At 61.2% G+C, this 16,748-nt stretch carries 11 protein-coding genes and 1 pseudogene; 3 read left to right on the top strand and 9 right to left on the bottom strand.

The genetic code is table 11. From position 1 onward, the window contains the following. The first annotated feature begins 105 nt into the window (after positions 1-105). On the top strand, positions 106-1,053 hold the full coding sequence (locus tag AB5Y67_RS11730) for an IS30-like element ISAs2 family transposase (RefSeq protein WP_019706001.1): 948 nt from the start codon (positions 106-108) through the stop codon (positions 1,051-1,053). On the opposite strand, the gene AB5Y67_RS11725 is transcribed toward AB5Y67_RS11730, so the two are convergent. The 4 genes from AB5Y67_RS11725 to AB5Y67_RS11710 form a co-directional block, all read right to left on the bottom strand. Beyond that, positions 1,019-1,450 (bottom strand): hypothetical protein, encoded by a 432-nt coding sequence (locus AB5Y67_RS11725; RefSeq protein WP_368207799.1) that lies wholly within the window; start codon positions 1,448-1,450, stop codon positions 1,019-1,021. The genes AB5Y67_RS11730 and AB5Y67_RS11725 overlap by 35 nt on opposite strands. A 272-nt stretch (positions 1,451-1,722) precedes the next feature. Continuing rightward, positions 1,723-5,298, bottom strand: coding sequence for a pyruvate:ferredoxin (flavodoxin) oxidoreductase (nifJ, locus tag AB5Y67_RS11720; protein WP_325793711.1), 3,576 nt, complete (start codon positions 5,296-5,298; stop codon positions 1,723-1,725). Then, positions 5,295-6,941 (bottom strand): NAD(P)-binding protein, encoded by a 1,647-nt coding sequence (locus AB5Y67_RS11715; RefSeq protein WP_150999041.1) that lies wholly within the window; start codon positions 6,939-6,941, stop codon positions 5,295-5,297. Before AB5Y67_RS11715 ends, nifJ begins: the two co-directional genes overlap by 4 nt. Positions 6,942-7,117: 176 nt before the next feature. Beyond that, positions 7,118-7,870, bottom strand: a complete 753-nt coding sequence (locus AB5Y67_RS11710) for a substrate-binding periplasmic protein (protein WP_368207796.1) — start codon at positions 7,868-7,870, stop codon at positions 7,118-7,120. Positions 7,871-7,947: 77 nt separating this feature from the next. On the opposite strand from AB5Y67_RS11710, the gene AB5Y67_RS11705 reads away from it, so the two are divergent. After that, positions 7,948-9,798 (top strand): hybrid-cluster NAD(P)-dependent oxidoreductase, encoded by a 1,851-nt coding sequence (locus AB5Y67_RS11705; protein ID WP_325793708.1) that lies wholly within the window; start codon positions 7,948-7,950, stop codon positions 9,796-9,798. A gap of 224 nt (positions 9,799-10,022) precedes the next feature. Continuing rightward, positions 10,023-11,730 (top strand): annotated as a pseudogene (locus tag AB5Y67_RS11700) (methyl-accepting chemotaxis protein). 75 nt (positions 11,731-11,805) lie between these two features. Here the strand turns inward: AB5Y67_RS11700 and htpX are convergent. The 5 genes from htpX to bioB form a co-directional block, all read right to left on the bottom strand. Further along, positions 11,806-12,678 (bottom strand): protease HtpX, encoded by an 873-nt coding sequence (htpX, locus tag AB5Y67_RS11695; RefSeq protein WP_005337890.1) that lies wholly within the window; start codon positions 12,676-12,678, stop codon positions 11,806-11,808. Positions 12,679-12,791: 113 nt separating this feature from the next. Next, complete coding sequence (gene bioD / locus AB5Y67_RS11690; RefSeq protein WP_005337893.1) at positions 12,792-13,469, bottom strand: dethiobiotin synthase; 678 nt, start codon at positions 13,467-13,469, stop codon at positions 12,792-12,794. 59 nt (positions 13,470-13,528) lie between these two features. Next, the gene (gene bioC / locus AB5Y67_RS11685) at positions 13,529-14,344 is read right to left on the bottom strand and encodes a malonyl-ACP O-methyltransferase BioC (RefSeq protein WP_257124643.1); all 816 of its coding nucleotides are present in this window, start codon (positions 14,342-14,344) and stop codon (positions 13,529-13,531) included. Beyond that, positions 14,337-15,533 (bottom strand): 8-amino-7-oxononanoate synthase, encoded by a 1,197-nt coding sequence (gene bioF, locus AB5Y67_RS11680; RefSeq protein WP_325793707.1) that lies wholly within the window; start codon positions 15,531-15,533, stop codon positions 14,337-14,339. The genes bioC and bioF overlap by 8 nt, the downstream gene beginning before the upstream one ends. Then, positions 15,530-16,618: a biotin synthase BioB gene (gene bioB, locus AB5Y67_RS11675; protein ID WP_231721040.1), complete on the bottom strand. Its 1,089-nt coding sequence runs from the start codon at positions 16,616-16,618 to the stop codon at positions 15,530-15,532. Before bioB ends, bioF begins: the two co-directional genes overlap by 4 nt. Between the last annotated feature and the right edge of the window lie 130 nt (positions 16,619-16,748).

The following is a 16,748-nucleotide window of genomic DNA, read 5'->3' as shown; positions in this document are numbered from 1 at the left end:
CGGGAATTCAGATAATAAGTGCGACACTCATGGATGAATGGCGAGAGGTGGCCAACTGCTGATTGGTGGTACCCTTCTGCTCGCCAAAGTAAAAGCAGTATCACCATGAGCTATCAGCAGTTGACCGAGGGGCAACGATACCAGTTATCGGTGCTTCGCGCACAGGGGATGTCCATCCTTGCCACCGCACGCGCCATTGGCGTTCATCGCTCCACCCTCTACCGGGAGCTGCGTCGTAACGCCGGGCCGCAGGGCTACCAGCCAGACAATGCGCATCAGCACGCCACCCACCGACGGGCCAGTGCGGCCAAATCTCGGCTATCTGCCGATGTCATCCAGTTTGTCGAGCTGACACTCGCCTGGTGGTGGAGCCCGGAGCAGATAAGCGCGGTGGGCAAGCAGATAGGCCTCATGGTGAGTCACGAGTGGATATACCGCCATGTGGCCGCCGACAAAGCCCGGGGTGGCCAGTTGTACCGCCATCTGCGCCAGGGCCACAAGCGCTACCGCAAGGGGGCGAGCAGCCTGCGTTCTCCCATCAAGGAAGCCCGCTCTATTGATGAACGGCCGGCTATCGTCGATAGCCGGGAGCGGCTCGGTGATTGGGAGGCGGACACGGTGCTGGGCAAGCAAGGCACAGGTGCACTGGTCACCCTGGTGGAGCGCAAGAGCCGGCTCTATCTGGTCAAGCGGGTCGCGAGCAAACAGGCTGGGGTGGTGCGGGATGCGATAATCGAGATGTTAACTCCCTACATCGAGCAGGTGCATACCATCACCTTTGACAACGGCGGCGAGTTTGCCGAACACAAGGCGATAGAGGAAGCGCTGGGTGCCGAGACTTACTTTGCGCACCCTTACTCTTCGTGGGAGCGCGGTCTGAACGAGAACAGCAATGGGCTGTTGAGGCAGTTTATCCCAAAGGGAACAGACCTGAGAGAGGTCACGGACGAGGATGTCAGGAGAGCGGAGCAGTGGCTCAACCTACGACCTCGGAAATGTCTCGGATTCAGGCAGCCTGTCAAGGTATTCGAAGAGTACCGTCAGGCGGCATAGGCGAGTGTCGCACTTCGAAGTTGAATTCGCGTAGAAGCTCTGGATTAAATCGGTCGCCCTCTAAGTTTAAGTATGAATAAAGCTGGGGCGACACACTCACAGATTCACCAGACTTTAATATCAGAGGTGCTTCTGGTTTATAAACCTCAAATTGAATGTCATTTTCTATCACTGCATCTATCGACCATATCGATATTGTTTTATCTTTTCGGTTTGATATTACAATGTTATTGATTTGCTCATCACAGTAACCACCATTTCGCACCTGATATGATATCGCTATTTTGTTACCAATTTTTTGGTATGCAAAGTAGCCAGACAAAATAAAACTAATTGTCGCTATAACTGCACGCCAATTGACGTTTAACCATTGCAATAAACTATCAAGTAACTCCATCACCCCTCCAAATATTAAGCCAACAGCCAAAATAAAACACTTAGTAAAAACCACAATTCAGCTTTAAATTTGAACTCATAATTAATGGCATAAAAAGATATATAACAACATGTTATCTATCCTGAGATCCTGCCCATACTAATGTAAAGTATCAACATTATTATTCAAAATTTTCAGGATCTTAGCGATGAACAACATTCTTATATAGGTAACCAATGAACTTGTAAAAAGCGGGCCAATGGCCCGCTTGGTTATATTTCACTCACCCATTCTCACACCGGCGGATGGAAATGGCTGGCTTCGCGGGTAGCCATCTCCTCGTAGGTGGCCCACTTCTGCCACGCCACTTGTTGCGCCACCTGCATCAGCCGCTCGGCCTCCTCCGGATGGCTCTGGGCCAATACCCGATAACGGGTCTCCTCCTGCCGGTATTCAGAGAGGGGAATGGAGGGACGCAGGCTGTCGAGGCTGAAGGGGTTCTGCCCCGCACTACGCAGTACCGGGTTGTAGCGCATCAGCGGCCAGTGACCGGAAGCCACAGCGCGTTTTTGCTGGGTCAGGCCAAACTCCATATCGATGCCGTGGGCGATGCAGTGGCTGTAGGCGATGATAAGCGACGGGCCCGGATAGGCTTCGGCCTCACGCAAGGCCTGCAGCGCCTGCTGCGGATTGGCACCAAAGGCGATGCGGGCAACATAGACGTTGCCGTAGGAGATGGCCTGCAGCGCCACATCCTTCTTGGCCAGCGTCTTGCCCCCCGCCGCGAACTTGGCGACGGCACCGAGCGGGGTCGATTTCGACATCTGGCCACCGGTGTTGGAGTAGACCTCGGTATCCATCACCAGCACGTTCACATCGCGCCCGGAGGCGAGCACATGGTCGAGCCCCGATGAGCCGATGTCATAAGCCCAGCCATCCCCGCCGATGATCCAGACCGAACGGCGTACCAGCTGATCGATAAGCGACAGCAGCTCGCGGGCCTTGCCGGATTTCACCTCTTCCAGCCGCTCCCGCACTTGCGCCACCCGGGTGCGCTGGGCGCGGATCTCCGACTCCAGCCGCTGCGGGGCACTAATCAGGGTATCGACCAGCTCGGCGCCCAGCTCCCCCTTCATCACTTCGAGGGCCGCCACCGCCTGACCGTGATGCTGATCGGCGGTGAGACGGAAGCCAAAGCCAAACTCGGCGTTGTCCTCAAACAGGGAGTTCGACCAGGCCGGCCCCTTCCCTTCGCCGTTCTTGGCCCACGGGGTGGTCGGCAGATTGCCGCCGTAGATGGAGGAGCAACCGGTGGCGTTGGCCACCAACATGCGGTCGCCAAACAGCTGGGTCAGCAGCTTGAGATAGGGGGTCTCGCCACAGCCGGCGCAGGCACCGGAGAACTCGAACAGGGGTTCGAGGAACTGGGTGCCGCGCACCGTGGAGAAATCCACCCGCTCGCGGGCAGGCCACGGCAGGCTCTCGAACCAGCGCAGCGCCTGCTTCTGACCAGCCAGATGGGGGGCCTTGTCCATCATGGCGATGGCGCGCTCGCCTTCATGGCTCTCATCCGCTCCGGCCCGCACCGGACAAGCCTGCACGCACTGGCCACAACCGGTGCAATCTTCCGGGTAGAGCTGCAAGGTGTAGCGGCTGTCGGGGAAGCCCTTGGCGGTGACGGGCACCGACTGCGCTGCCTCGGGGGCGGTCGCCAGCCAGTCCTGATGGTAGAACTTGGCCCGCAGCGCTGCGTGGGGGCAGACAAAGACGCAGTTGCCGCACTGGATGCAGATATCCGAATGCCAAATCGGGATCTCGCGGGCTATATCGCGCTTCTCGAAGCGGCTGGTGGCAGTGGGGTAAGTACCATCCACCGGCAGCATGGAGACAGGGATCAGATCGCCACGCCCCGCCAGCATCTCGCCGGTCACCCGCTGGACAAACTCGCTGCCGCCGGGAGCCAATGGCAGCGGATAGTCGCTGATCTGCTCCTCACCGGCCGGGATGGCCACCTGATGGAGATGAGCCAGAGTGTCGTCCACCGCCGCGAAGTTGCGCTCAACCACCTCGGGTCCCTTGCGGGCATAGCTCTTCTCGATGCTCTCCTTGATCAGCGCAATCGCCTCATCCCGCGGCAAGATGCCAGCCAACGCGAAGAAGCAGGTCTGCATGATGGTGTTGATGCGATTGCCCATGCCGTTGCGCTCGGCCACCCGATCCCCATCGATGCAGTAGAGGCGGATATCGAGGGCGCGGATGCGGGCGCGCAGCCGCTCGGGCAGCTCGGCCCAGACCCGCTCAGGCTCATAGGGGGCATTAAGCAGCAGGGTCGCCCCTTCGGCGGCATGCTCCAGCAGATCGACCGACTCGACAAAACCCCACTGGTGGCAGCCGATAAAGCTCGCCTGCTCGATAAGCCAGGGGGCATCGATGGGCTCGGGGCCAAAGCGCAGGTGGGAGACGGTGCGCGAGCCCGACTTCTTGGAGTCGTAGACGAAGTAGCCCTGAGCGTGGAACCCCTCCAGCTCGCCGATGATCTTGATGCTGTTCTTGTTGGCGCCGACTGTGCCGTCGGCACCGAGGCCGAAGAAGAGCGCCCGCACCCGACTGGCGGGCTCCAGATCGCCGATGGGGTGCCAGGCCAGACTGAGCCCCGACACATCATCCACAATCCCCACGGTAAAGCGCGGACGCGGCGCATCCGATGCCAGCTCCTCAAACACCGCCGCGCACATGGCGGGGGTGAACTCTTTGGAGGAGAGGCCATAGCGACCGCCACTGAGCCAGGGCAGCCGCTTGATAAGACCGCGCTGCAAACCGTCGATCAGCGCGCTCTGCACATCCAGCAGCAGCGGCTCGCCGCCCGCCCCAGGCTCCTTGGTGCGATCCAGCACGGCGATGCGCCGCACGCTCTGCGGCAGCGCGTCGAGCAGCGCCTGTACCGGGAAGGGGCGATAGAGGCGAATGACCAGCACCCCGGTCTTGCGATCCTGTTGGTTGAGCCAATCCACGGTGGTACGGGCGGTAGCCGCCCCCGAGCCCATCAGCACGATGACGTCGGTGGCATCAGGCGCGCCGTGATACTCCACCAGTCGATAGTGGCGGCCGGTCAGCTCGCCGAGGTTGTCCATGCACTGCTGCACCCGCACAGGTACCGCTTCGTAGAAGGGGTTGACGCTCTCGCGGGACTGGAAATAGGTATCCGGGTTCTGGGCGGTGCCGCGCATCACCGGATGATCCGGGTTCAGCGCCCGGGCACGGTGGGCACGCACCCAGTCGTTGTCGATAAGGGCACGAATTTCATCCCGATGCAGGGCGGTGATCTTGTTCACCTCGTGGGAGGTGCGAAAGCCGTCGAAGAAGTGGATAAAGGGCACCCGGCACTGCAGGGTGACGCTGTGAGCGACCAAGGCCAGGTCCTGCGCCTCCTGCACCGAGCCGGAGGCGAGCATGGCAAAGCCGGTGCTGCGCGCCGCCATCACGTCCTGATGGTCGCCAAAAATCGACAGTCCCTGCGCCGCGAGCGAACGGGCCGCCACATGGAACACCGCCGAGGTCAATTCACCGGCGATCTTGTACATGTTGGGCAGCATCAGCATCAGCCCCTGACTGGCGGTGAAGGTGGTGGCGAGCGCCCCCGCCTGCAGGGCGCCGTGTACTGTACCGGCCGCCCCCCCTTCACTCTGCATCTCCACCACGGTGGGGATGTTGCCCCACAGGTTGGTCTGCCCCTCTGCCGCCCAGGCATCGGCCAGTTCGGCCATGGTCGAGCTCGGGGTAATGGGGTAGATGGCACACACTTCACTCAGCTGGTAGGCCACCCGGGCCGCGGCTTCGTTGCCGTCGACCATGATCAGTTCATGTTTCATTGGGACTCCTCCGGTTGGCGCAGCTCGATGGCGTGACAAGGGCATTGGTCATGGCAGGCACCGCAGCCGGTGCAGCGCTCGGCATCCACCTGATAACCTTTGCCCGGCCCCAGCTTGGCGATGGCCTGCTCGGGGCAGCTGCCATAGCAGCCGTCGCACTCGAAGCAGTTGCCGCAGGAGTAGCAGCGCGCCGCCTCGTAGCGGGCGGCCACCTCATCCAGCCCGCCGATGATCTCGCCAAAGTCATCTCGCGCCCACGCCGGTTTGACCGGCTGGCTGCTGGCCGGGGCGTGGGTCTGGAACCAGAGCTGCAACTGCTCCGGCCCCACCAGCGGGTAGGAGAGCGGCTTGTGGTAGTGGCGACCGCGCAGCCAGGCATCCATATGGCGCGCTGCCTTCTTGCCATGGCCGGTGGCGATGGTGACGGTGCGCTCGGAGGGCACCATGTCGCCGCCCGCAAACAGACCCGGCACATCCGTCATCAGGTTGCCTGCCACCTGAACTACCCCCTCCTTGTTGACCCGCACGCCAGGAATGCTCTCCAGCACCGAGAGATCGACCTCCTGACCGAGCGCCAGAATAAGGGAGTCCGCTTCAAGGGTTTCAAACTTGCCGGTGGGTACCGGTTTGCCCTCGGCATCCAGCGCCATCACCTCCACCTCGATATTGGTGTTGTCGAGCTGGCGGATGCTACGCAGCCAGTTGATCTTGATCCCCTCCTCCTCGGCCTCGTCGGCTTCAAAGGCGTGGGCAGGCATATGGTCCCGATCGCGGCGGTAGATGATCATCGCCTCTTCCACACCGAGGCGACGGGCGGTACGGGCCGCATCCATGGCGGTATTGCCACCCCCATAAATCGCTACCCGCCTTCCCAGTTTTGGGGGGGGCAAGCCCTGCTCTTCGGCCAGACTGGCCTGTTCGAGGAAACTCACCGCATCGAGGATCTTGCCCGCTTCCCGGGCCGGAATATCGACCCGCTTGGCCAGATGGGCGCCGATGGCCATAAAGACGGCGTCAAAGCCCCCCTCATCGCGCTCGCGCAGCACATCCTCCACCTTGTGGTTGAGGGTCAGGGTCACTCCGGCCGCCACGATGCGGGCTACCTCCCGATCCAGCACATCGCGGGGCAGACGGTAGGCGGGAATACCGAAACGCAGCATGCCGCCCGCCAGTGGCCCCGCTTCGCGGATCTCCACCTGATGGCCAAGCCGGTTGAGGTGCCAGGCGCAGGAGAGACCTGAGGGACCAGCGCCTATGACCAGCACCTTCTTGCCGCTGGCAGGGGCAGGTGGCGCAGGCTGCCAACCACGGGCCAGCGCCTCGTCGCCAAGGAAACGCTCGATGGCGTGGATGGAGACGGATTCATCCACCTGACCGCGGTTGCAGGCGCTCTCGCAGGGGTGATAGCAGACCCGGCCATGAATGGCGGGCAAGGGGTTCTCTTCGATCAGGGTCTGCCAGGCCGCCTCAAAACGGCCAGCCTGCGCCAAAGAGAGCCAGGCCTGGATATTTTCTCCGGCCGGGCAGGCGTGATTGCAGGGTGGCAGGGCCGGCCGCCAAACGGGTAGCCGGGTACGCACCGGGCCTGTTCCCGTTTTCAGGGAGAGATCCGGCAATGGGGTCATGTCCAGTTGTTTGCTCATACATTGCTTTCTTCTTTTTGTGTGACAGGCCCCACCCGATGGCGCTTGATACCGTGTCGCCGAGGCGGACGGTGGCCGGATGGGGAAGAAGCGAAAGCGTTAGAAACTGGGAACTGAGTCGATAATGGCCGCTTTTTTGTACTGATTAGCGAATCAGGATCAAAAAATGTTGCACTTTATGGTTCATAGAGACCAGAACGTGACTCAAGTAACATCTTCTCCAGTTGACCGCTGGCTTTCAGTTTGGCGAGCCCCCGATTGAAGGTTTTGATCAGCTCGTCAGCGTTGGCACGCTTGCGGCTGATCAGCAGGTGACCTTCAACTTTCATCACGGGTTTTGAATGGGTTGCAAAGAGATCGACCGTGCTGGCCGGGTAGAACTGACGCAGGGAGTAGTAGCCAACATCGATGTTCTCCAGCGTCAGGTCGGCGCGGCCGGAGAGCAGCAGATCGAAACTCTGGCGCAGCCGGGTGACGAACTGCACCTGCAGCGGCACCTGCGCGATGGCTGCAAAAAAATCTGCATTGTAGGTATAGCCACTGACCGCAGCCAGCTTGCGATCCGCCAGATCCTGATAGCCACGCCATTCCAGCGGATCGGACTTGAGATAGAACCAGACGTAGGTCTCGCTCAGGATGGGATCGCTGTAGAGATGGGTTTTGTGCCGCTCGCTCGACTCATACCAGTGGACAGTGCCATCCACCACCCCCTCCTCCGACAAGCGAAAGGCCCGCTTCCAGGGAAGAAACTGGAACTTGACGCTCACCCCTTCATTCTTGAATGCCTCGCTCACCACATGAGGGATAAGCCCCTGATATTTCAGCGTCTCGGAGCAGTAAGGGGGATACTCTCCCGTGGTCAGGGTCAGCTCCTGCGCCCAGAGCCCGTGGCAAAAAAGGCTCCCCGCCAGCAACCAGCTTATTTTCATCCCGATGCCCTCTTGTTCTGTTTTCCCAACTATAGACCGCCCCCTTGAAAGGATTGCCGGATCGCCGGGGAACCGTTATGTTCCACTTTTTCCAGGCGATCACGCCGCGTCACAAGGATATGAAGATGCCCAGGCTAGACAGCATTCACCTCTACCCCATCAAATCGACTGCAGGTATGCCGCTGGCTCGCGCCCGGGTGACCGAAGAGGGACTGGCAGGGGATCGCCGCTACATGGTGGTCAAACCGGACGGCACCTTTATCACCGCCCGAACCCATCCCCAACTGCAACAGGTCGTGGCTACCCCCATCGAAGGGGGCTTGCAACTGCGCTATCCGGGCTTTGAACCCCTCACCCTGCAAGAGGCCGACTTCAGCCGCGCCCCGCAAGCTACCGGAGTCTGGAGCGACCGTTTCACCGCCCTGCACACCGACCCCAAAGCCGATGGGTGGCTAAGCCGGGTGGCAGGGGAAACGGTGCAACTGCTCTGGCTGGGTGAAACCTCGGATCGTTTTCGCGAAAAGACCGGCACCCGGGTCAGCTTTGCCGACGGTTATCCGCTGCTGCTGATAAGCCAGGCTTCCCTTGAGGATCTCAATCTGCGCTCCGATGCCCTGCACCAGATGAGCCAGTTCCGCACCAATCTGGTGGCAAGCAACACCCAGCCCTTCGAGGAGGACAGCTGGGTGCGCATCCGCATCGGCGAAGTGGAATTCAAGGTGGTCAAGCCCTGCAGCCGCTGCATCATGACCACGGTGGAAGCAGGCACCGATCGCTTCAACGCCCTGAAAGAGCCGCTGGCCACCCTTACCCGCTACCGCCGTGGCGAGGATGGCGAGGTCTACTTCGGCCAGAACCTGATCGCCCTGAACGAAGGGTGGATTGAGGCTGGCAGCGAGATCGAGGTGCTGGAGCGCACCAGACCGGTGGTCTATCCCGCCGCCGCACCGAAGAAGCGGGAGCTGGTCTGCGTGGCCCGCGAACCGCTGGCGCGGGATCTGGAGACCTTCTGGTTCGAAGCCGCCGATGGCGAGCCCCTGCCCGACTACCTGCCGGGCCAGCATCTGCCCATCAGTCTCGATATCAAAAATGAACGGATCCAGCGGCGCTATACCTTGAGCTCCACGCCAGATCATCCGGAGCGTTACAGCATCAGCGTCAAGAAGGTAGAGGGGGGTCGCATCTCCCACTGGCTGCACCAGCAACTGCAGGTGGGCGACCGGCTGCTGGCCGCCAACCCCGCTGGCGAGTTTCACTTAGGGTCCGAGCGCAACCTACTGTTGCTCTCCGCAGGCTCCGGCGTCACCCCCATGCTGGCGATAGCGCGCACCCTGGCGCTACGCGGGGAACTGGAAGAGGTTCACTTTATGCACCTGTGCCGCAGCGAAGCGGACATACCCGCCGCCAGCGAACTGCATGCCATGGCGCAGCAGGGGATGACCCTCACCCTGATCCTTAGCCAGCCAGATAGCCACTGGCAGGGGCTGCAAGGACGACTCAATGATGAGCATCTGCAACGGATCAAAGGGCTGGCCGAAAAAGAGGTCTTTATCTGTGGCCCCCACGGTTTTATGGCCGATGCTGCCGCCAAAGTTGCGGCCCTCGGCGTTCCGACCGCACGGATCAGACAGGAGAGTTTTGGCGGCGCCATTCTCTCGGTGGCCCGCCCCCATCAGGCGGTGCAACTGCGTATCGGCGCCCAAGCCTTTACCGGCAACAATCAGGGCACAGTGCTGGATCAGGCCAACAAGCAAGGTGTAGAGCTGCCATGGAGCTGCCGCGCCGGCATCTGCGGCAGTTGCAAACAGACGCTGATCTCGGGCGAGGTGGATCACCCCGACGCCCCCGCCATCACCGCCGCCGAGCGGGCAGAGGGCAAGATCCTTGCCTGCTGCGCCGTGCCGCTCACAGACATCGTCATCAAATAAGGTGATCGAGCCACGAAAAGGCTGGCTGGGCCCCGATCCTGGCCGACCTTTTCCCCCCTGTCGACCCGCGGTTCCTCCATTCTCGTCTCTTTCTCGCCCCGCCTGCGCAACCATGCCGACGATGACTTCTATACTCACAGCAATAACAACAAAACCCCTCCGACGTAGCGGCCTTTGCCGTCTGACCAAGGGGGTTACCCGGTGAGAATAAGGACGCTCAAACCATGGAACAGAACAAACCCGCCTTTCAACTCAACCTCTTGCTCTCCGTCATCACCCTGATCCTGCTGTCACTGGTGTTTTTCGCCTACAGCTGGGCGGGTAAACAACTGGAAGAGAGTTATCGACAACAATATCTCTCCTACCTGCTGGCCGACGAGCTGCGCCAATCCTCCGATGACCCGACTCGGTCGCACCTACGTCATCACCAAGGATCCAGCCTACGAGCAGCAGTACATGCGGATACTGGCCATTCGCAACGGCGAACAGCCGAGACCGGATGGCTACAACCGTATCTATTGGGATTTTGTCGCGGCCAACGGCCAGAATCCTCGCCCCGACAGCAATGTTCGCCGCGGCCTGATCGATCTGATGAAGGATGCCGGTTTCACCGATGCTGAACTCGCCAAGCTCAACGAGGCCAAAAACAACTCGGATGCGCTGGTCAACACCGAGGTCGCCGCCTTCAAGCTGGTGCAGCAGACCGATGGCGATCCGGTTGCCAACCAGCAAAAAGCCATCGCCATGATGCATGACAAAGCCTATCACCAGAACAAGGGGCGCATCATGTCCCCCATCGATGACTTCTACGTGATGATGGAGCAGCGCAACCATGAGGCAGTCGAGAGCGCCATCGCCAATACCGACATGCTGCGCTATCTCTTTATCGCCCTCGGTCTGGTGTTGATGTTCTTCCTCTGGCGCACCTATCGCTCCCTGCTCGATCTGGTGGGCACCTCGGTCGAGCAGCTCAAGACCGATCTCCATATGATGGCGGAAGGGGACTTCTCGCGCCCCATCAAGGTGCCGCCAGGATCGAAAGAGAGCCTGATCGGTCTGCTCGGCAGTATGCAGACCACCCTCAAGGGGATCATCGCCAAGGTCTCCCACTCCACCGAGGAGTTGTCCCACTCTGCCGACAGCATCGCCCAAATTGCCGAGCAGACCGCCCAGTTTGCCACCGATCAGCAAACCAGCACCCAGACCATGGCCGCCGCCATCGAGGAGCTGGTGGTGAGCATCAGCCACCTCTCCGACAACGCCACCCATGCCGACGAGCTGAGCAAGGTCTCCGCCAATACCCTGGAGGAGGGTTCGGGGGTCATTAAAGAGACTCTCGGCAGCATCGAGAATATCTCCACCACAGTGGGGGATGCGGCCAGCACCATTTCCGAGCTCAACGGCCATACCCAGCAGATTTCGGAGATCATCGGGGTGATCCGCGGCATCGCCGATCAGACCAACCTGCTGGCCCTCAACGCGGCCATCGAGGCGGCGCGGGCCGGTGAACAGGGTCGCGGCTTTGCGGTGGTGGCCGACGAGGTGCGCAATCTGGCCAGTCGCTCGGCGGCCTCAACCCAGCAGATCACCGGGATGATCAGCAAAATCCAGAGCGGGGCCGATGCCTCCATCCGCAGCATGGAGAACACGGTCAACAACGTCTCTCGCGGGGTCACGCTGGCCAACCAGACCGGCGAGGCGATCGCCAGCATCCAGAGCCACGCCTCCAACCTCACCGGCCTGATGGGGGAGATCAGCCACACCCTGCGCGAGCAGTCCACCGCAGCCAACGAGGTGGTCTCTACCGTCGGCAACATCACCTCCCTCTCGGAGCAGTCGGGGGATGCCGCCCGCCACGTGTCCCAAGAGGCGGCCAAGCTCAAGCAGCTGTCACGGGTACTGCGCCAGGAGATGGGGCACTTCAAGCTTTAAAGAACGCTGAAAAGCAAAACGGCTGCCCGAAGGCAGCCGTTTTTTATGCAGGGTATCCCCGTCATTCAGTATCTATCAACCACGCAGGGCGGCGATACGCTGCTCGATGGGCGGGTGGCTCATGAACAGCTCGCTCATGGAGCGCTTGCCGTTGATGCCAAAAGCCATCATGGAGCCTTCCAGCTGTGGCTCGGCACCGCGGGAGAGGCGCTCAAGGGCGGCAATCATCTTGTCGCGACCGGCCAACTTGGCGGCACCGGCATCGGCACGGAACTCACGCTGACGGCTGAACCACATGACGATGATGGAGGCCAGAATGCCGAACAGCATCTCCAGCACGAACACGGTGATCATGTAGGCAAAACCGCCGGTACTGCTGCTCTCTTCCTCGTTGTTGGAGCTGAAGAAGTTGCTGATCACGCCAGCCACGATACGGGCGAAGAACATCACGAAGGTGTTCACTACACCCTGGATCAGGGTCAGGGTCACCATGTCGCCATTGGCCACGTGGCTCACCTCGTGGGCCAGTACCGCTTCCGCCTCGTCACGGCTCATGCTGTAGAGCAGGCCGGAGGAGACAGCCACCAGCGAATCATCGCGGCGAGCGCCGGTCGCAAAGGCGTTCATCTCGGGAGAGTCGTAGATCCCCACTTCCGGCATCTTGATACCCGCTTCGCGGGCCTGACGGGCCACAGTGCTCACCAGCCAGTGCTCGGTCTCGTTACGGGGTTGCTCGATGACCTGGACGCCATAGCTGCGCTTGGCCATCCACTTGGACATCAGCAAGGAGATAAAGGAACCCCCAAAACCGAACACGGCACAGAACACCAACAGCCCGGAAATGCTGGACTTGTTGATCCCCAGAACCGAGAACAGGATATTGAGTACCACCCCCAGCACCAGCATGACGGCCAGGTTGGTCACCAGGAATAGCATAATTCGCTTCATATAGACTCCTTGTGAAGATAAGGGACATGACCGGGGATCACTCGGGATCCCCACCTGATCATGTTAATGTCGACATTCTAGGGAGATTCGATGAATGTTCGCTGAATATGCCGTCAAAGTAGCGGCGAGATATCGAGACGCCCCTGCAAATCGGCTTCAAGTGGATTGTTTATAAACGGAATTTCGCCGAGGAAGGGAGCTGGCAGCAAGCCCCTCAGGGTGTCCAGATTTTCCTGATAATGGCTCATGGAACCATGGAGCCGATTAATTACCCACCCCGCCACCGGCAGCTGATCATTGCGAATGGCGGCAAAGGTGAGCAACGCATGGTTGAGGCAACCCAGCTTGGCCCCCACTACCATGATCACCGCCATGTTCTCCTGCTTGACCCAGTCCGACAGCAGATGCTTGCGATCGAGCGGCAAATACCAGCCCCCCGCCCCTTCCACTACCGCCAGTTCGGCCCCAGCCTGTTCAATCTTGCGTAGCCCCTCGCTCAACCCCTGCATGGTGATAGGCTGGCGCGCCTCGCTGGCGGCGATGTGGGGCGCAATCGGCGGCTCATAGGCGAACGGATTGACCACCTCATAGGGCAGCGGCAGACTCGCCGCCTCCTGCAACAGAACGGCATCCAGGTTGCGCAGCCCGTCCGGAGTGCGAGCACATCCGGCCGAGACCGGCTTGTAACCCGCGCACTTGATTCCCTGTGCGCTGAATTCGCGCAGCAGGGTGCGCGCCACCAGCGTCTTGCCCACATCGGTATCGGTGCCGGTGATAAAGAATGATTTCATACGGTTCTCTCCTTGGCAGGGCCCGTTGACTACCCTGCACACAATGCGATTCCCGGCGCTCAGCGAGGCTTGCTGAGGCGGCCGAGGCACACCCGATAACTGGCGACCAGCCTGCCATCGGGCTGGCGAAACACCTCATACGCCTGCGCCAGCTGCTGCAATCTGGCGCGACCACTCAGACCGGCCGGGGCGGCACTCCCCTGATTGTCATTGATCTGATTGGCCCCAATCCCCTTGAGATCGCGCAACAACTGCGGCAATTCAAGATAGGCGAGATCCCAGGTGATACAACGCAGCTCGGGAGCAGATACCCCGGCGCTAGCCAGCGCCTGCTCCAATTGTGGCAGGCTGAGGAAGCGATTGACATGGGCGCGACCATCAAGCTGCTGCCAAGCGGCTCGCAACTGCCAGAGTGACTCATCGAGCAGGGTCGAGAAAAAGATCTGGCCGCCCGGTTTGACCACCCGCAGCAACTCGCCAAAAGCCTGGGCCGGACGCTCGCACCACTGCAACGCCAGACTGGAGAAAACCCAGTCGAACGCGCTGTCGGCGAAAGGAAGCTGCTCCGCATCACCGCAGAGCAGGCGGGCGCCGCTGCCACGCAAGGCGGCCTGCGCCAGCATGCCGGGGGCGAGATCCAGCCCCACCAGCTGGTGACAACGGTTCGCCAGCTGGGGCAAGAAAAAGCCGGTGCCGCAGCCCAGATCCAGCCCGCTCACCGTCAGATCAGTGCCAACCAGCCTGTCTGGCATCCATTCCAACAGCGCCTGACCCACCTCCTGTTGAAAGCGGGCGTGGGCATCGTAATGACGAGCGGCGGCGCCAAAACGGCGAGCAAGCTGCGCCTTGTCGACCGTTTGAAAACGCTCAGCCATAGTGAGCCTCCCCAAGCGTTGTAACTGCAGGGCAGACCCCCAAGGCATCGAGCAGGCGCTCCACATCCTGCTCGCGGTGAGCCGCGCTCAGGGTAATGCGCAGCCGGGCCGTACCGACTGGCACCGTGGGCGGGCGGATGGCGCTCACCCAGACGCCGCGTTCCCGCAGCCGTTCTGCCAGTTGCAGGGCAACACTGCTCTCCCCCACCAGCAGCGGCTGGATCGGGGTATCGCTCGCGCCAAGCTGCCAACCCTGATCCTTTGCCCCTTGCCGGAAGCGAGCGATCAGCTGGCCAAGATGGGCGCGGGACTCATCAGCCGCGCGCACCAGTTCGATGCTCTTGCTCACCGCGCAAGCCTGCGCGGCGGGCATATGGGTGCTGTAGACATAGTGGCGAGCGAAGTTGACCAGATACTCCACCAGCTCGCGGCTGCCGCCGACAAAGGCGCCAGCGACGCCAAGCGCCTTGCCAAAGGTGCCCATCTGGATATGCACGTTGGCAGGATTTACTCCCTGCGCCGCCAGGGTGCCGCGCCCCTCAGGCCCCAGCACACCGAGGCCGTGGGCATCGTCGATCATCAGCCAGTTGCCGCTCCGGGCGGCGAGGATTGCGAGCTCACCCCAGGGGGCCTGATCCCCGTCCATGCTGAACACCCCCTCCGAGACGATGAGCCCGCGATTTGGCTCAAGCTGCCGTTCAAGGACCGCCATATCGTTGTGGGCAAAACGCTTCATCTTGCAAGGGAGCTGGCTGCCCATCTCCTGCAAAGAGGCGTGGTTGAGTTTGTCCTGCCACAGCAGATGTTCCTTGCCGAGCAGCGCTTTGAGCACCGCCTGATTGGCCGAAAAACCGCAGTTGAACAGCAGCACCGCCTCCACCCCGAGCCACTCGGCCAGGGTCTCCTCAAGCTGTTGGTGGGCACGGCTGTACCCGGTCACCAGCGGCGAGGCGCCGGAGCCCGCGCCATAGCGTTCAATCCCCGCGTTGAAGGCGGCCTTGATGGCGCCGTGTTCTGCCAGTCCCAGATAGTCGTTGGCGGAAAAATTGAGGTAGTCGCGCCCCGCAACCTTGAGCCGCCCGCCACTCGCCCCGTCGGTCGCGATGCGGTTGCGCAGCAGACCCACCTGCTCGCGCTCGGCCAGCGCTGTGCCCAACACAAAAGGGCCCGTTACTGCAGGGCCGTTCATGACCGCGCAGCCCCTGCACGGGGGCGGGTGGCGTCATAAAACATCTCGGTGGGCTCGCTCTGGCGGCTCACCTCGGCCAGCAGCTCCTCTTCTTGAACCTGATCCGGTTTCTGGGCGCGCTGGGCGGGACGAATACCGAGTCGTTTGAACAGCTGCATGTCGCTGTTCTCGTCCGGGTTAGGAGTGGTCAGCAGCTTGCAGCCATAGAAGATGGAGTTGGCCCCGGCCATAAAGCACATCGCCTGCATCTGCTCATTCATCTTCTCCCGCCCGGCTGAGAGGCGCACATGGGAGGCGGGCATCATGATGCGCGCTACCGCGATGGTGCGGATAAATTCGAACGGATCGAGGTTCTCCTCGTTCTCCAGCGGCGTTCCCTTCACCTTGACCAGCATGTTGATGGGCACACTCTCCGGGTGGCGCGGCAGGTTGGCGAGCGCCATCAAGAGGCCCGCACGGTCTTTGGCCTGCTCACCCATGCCGACGATGCCGCCAGAGCAGACCTTCATGCCGGCGCTGCGCACATGATCCAGCGTATCGAGCCGATCCTGATAGGTGCGGGTGGAGATGATCTCGCCGTAAAACTCCGGCGAGGTGTCGAGGTTGTGGTTGTAATAATCAAGCCCCGCGGCCCCCAGACGCGCCGCCTGATCGGCGGTAAGCATCCCCAAGGTCATGCAGGTCTCCATCCCCAGCCCGCGCACCTCCTCGATCATCCGGATGATGTAGGGCATGTCTTTTTCTTTGGGGTTGCGCCAGGCGGCCCCCATGCAGAACCGGGACGAGCCGTTGGCCTTGGCTTCGCGGGCCCGCTCCAGCACCTTCTCCACCTCCATCAGCCGCTCGGCTTCGAGCCCGGTGTGGTAACGGGCGCTCTGGGGGCAGTATTTGCAATCTTCCGGGCAAGCGCCGGTCTTGATGGAGAGCAAAGTACTCACCTGCACTTCATTCGGGTCAAAGTGGGCGCGGTGGACGGTCTGGGCCTGAAACAGCAGATCGTTGAACGGCAGGGCAAACAGGGCCTGAACCTCGGCGAGAGTCCAGTCATGACGAAGGGCGTGGGCACCCGCGGTGAGAGCATTCATACATGGCTTCCGGTTGTTATTAGTGGGATCCTGCGCCCGCCATCTTGGGATGGACGGCCACAGAACCCGCCGCCAGGCCCGCGCGCTCAAGGTGATGCGCAGTGCCAAGTGGCTGAAATTGTTGGCTAGT

The sequence above is a fragment of the Aeromonas sp. s12 genome (genome assembly GCF_040907925.1).
GTDB lineage: Bacteria > Pseudomonadota > Gammaproteobacteria > Enterobacterales > Aeromonadaceae > Aeromonas > Aeromonas veronii.
This window is presented reverse-complemented; position numbering and strand designations above follow the sequence as displayed.

Bases quoted from the DNA above. Each gene is read 5' to 3' on its own strand.
- nifJ (WP_325793711.1), bottom strand. From the start codon at position 5,298: ATGAAACATGAACTGATCATGGTCGACGGCAACGAAGCCGCGGCCCGG.
- bioD (WP_005337893.1), bottom strand. From the start codon at position 13,469: ATGAAATCATTCTTTATCACCGGCACCGATACCGATGTGGGCAAGACG.
- bioB (WP_231721040.1), bottom strand. From the start codon at position 16,618: ATGAATGCTCTCACCGCGGGTGCCCACGCCCTTCGTCATGACTGGACT.
- AB5Y67_RS11705 (WP_325793708.1), top strand. From the start codon at position 7,948: ATGTTCCACTTTTTCCAGGCGATCACGCCGCGTCACAAGGATATGAAG.
- AB5Y67_RS11715 (WP_150999041.1), bottom strand. From the start codon at position 6,941: ATGAGCAAACAACTGGACATGACCCCATTGCCGGATCTCTCCCTGAAA.
- htpX (WP_005337890.1), bottom strand. From the start codon at position 12,678: ATGAAGCGAATTATGCTATTCCTGGTGACCAACCTGGCCGTCATGCTG.
- AB5Y67_RS11710 (WP_368207796.1), bottom strand. From the start codon at position 7,870: ATGAAAATAAGCTGGTTGCTGGCGGGGAGCCTTTTTTGCCACGGGCTC.
- bioF (WP_325793707.1), bottom strand. From the start codon at position 15,533: ATGAACGGCCCTGCAGTAACGGGCCCTTTTGTGTTGGGCACAGCGCTG.
- AB5Y67_RS11730 (WP_019706001.1), top strand. From the start codon at position 106: ATGAGCTATCAGCAGTTGACCGAGGGGCAACGATACCAGTTATCGGTG.
- bioC (WP_257124643.1), bottom strand. From the start codon at position 14,344: ATGGCTGAGCGTTTTCAAACGGTCGACAAGGCGCAGCTTGCTCGCCGT.
- AB5Y67_RS11725 (WP_368207799.1), bottom strand. From the start codon at position 1,450: ATGGAGTTACTTGATAGTTTATTGCAATGGTTAAACGTCAATTGGCGT.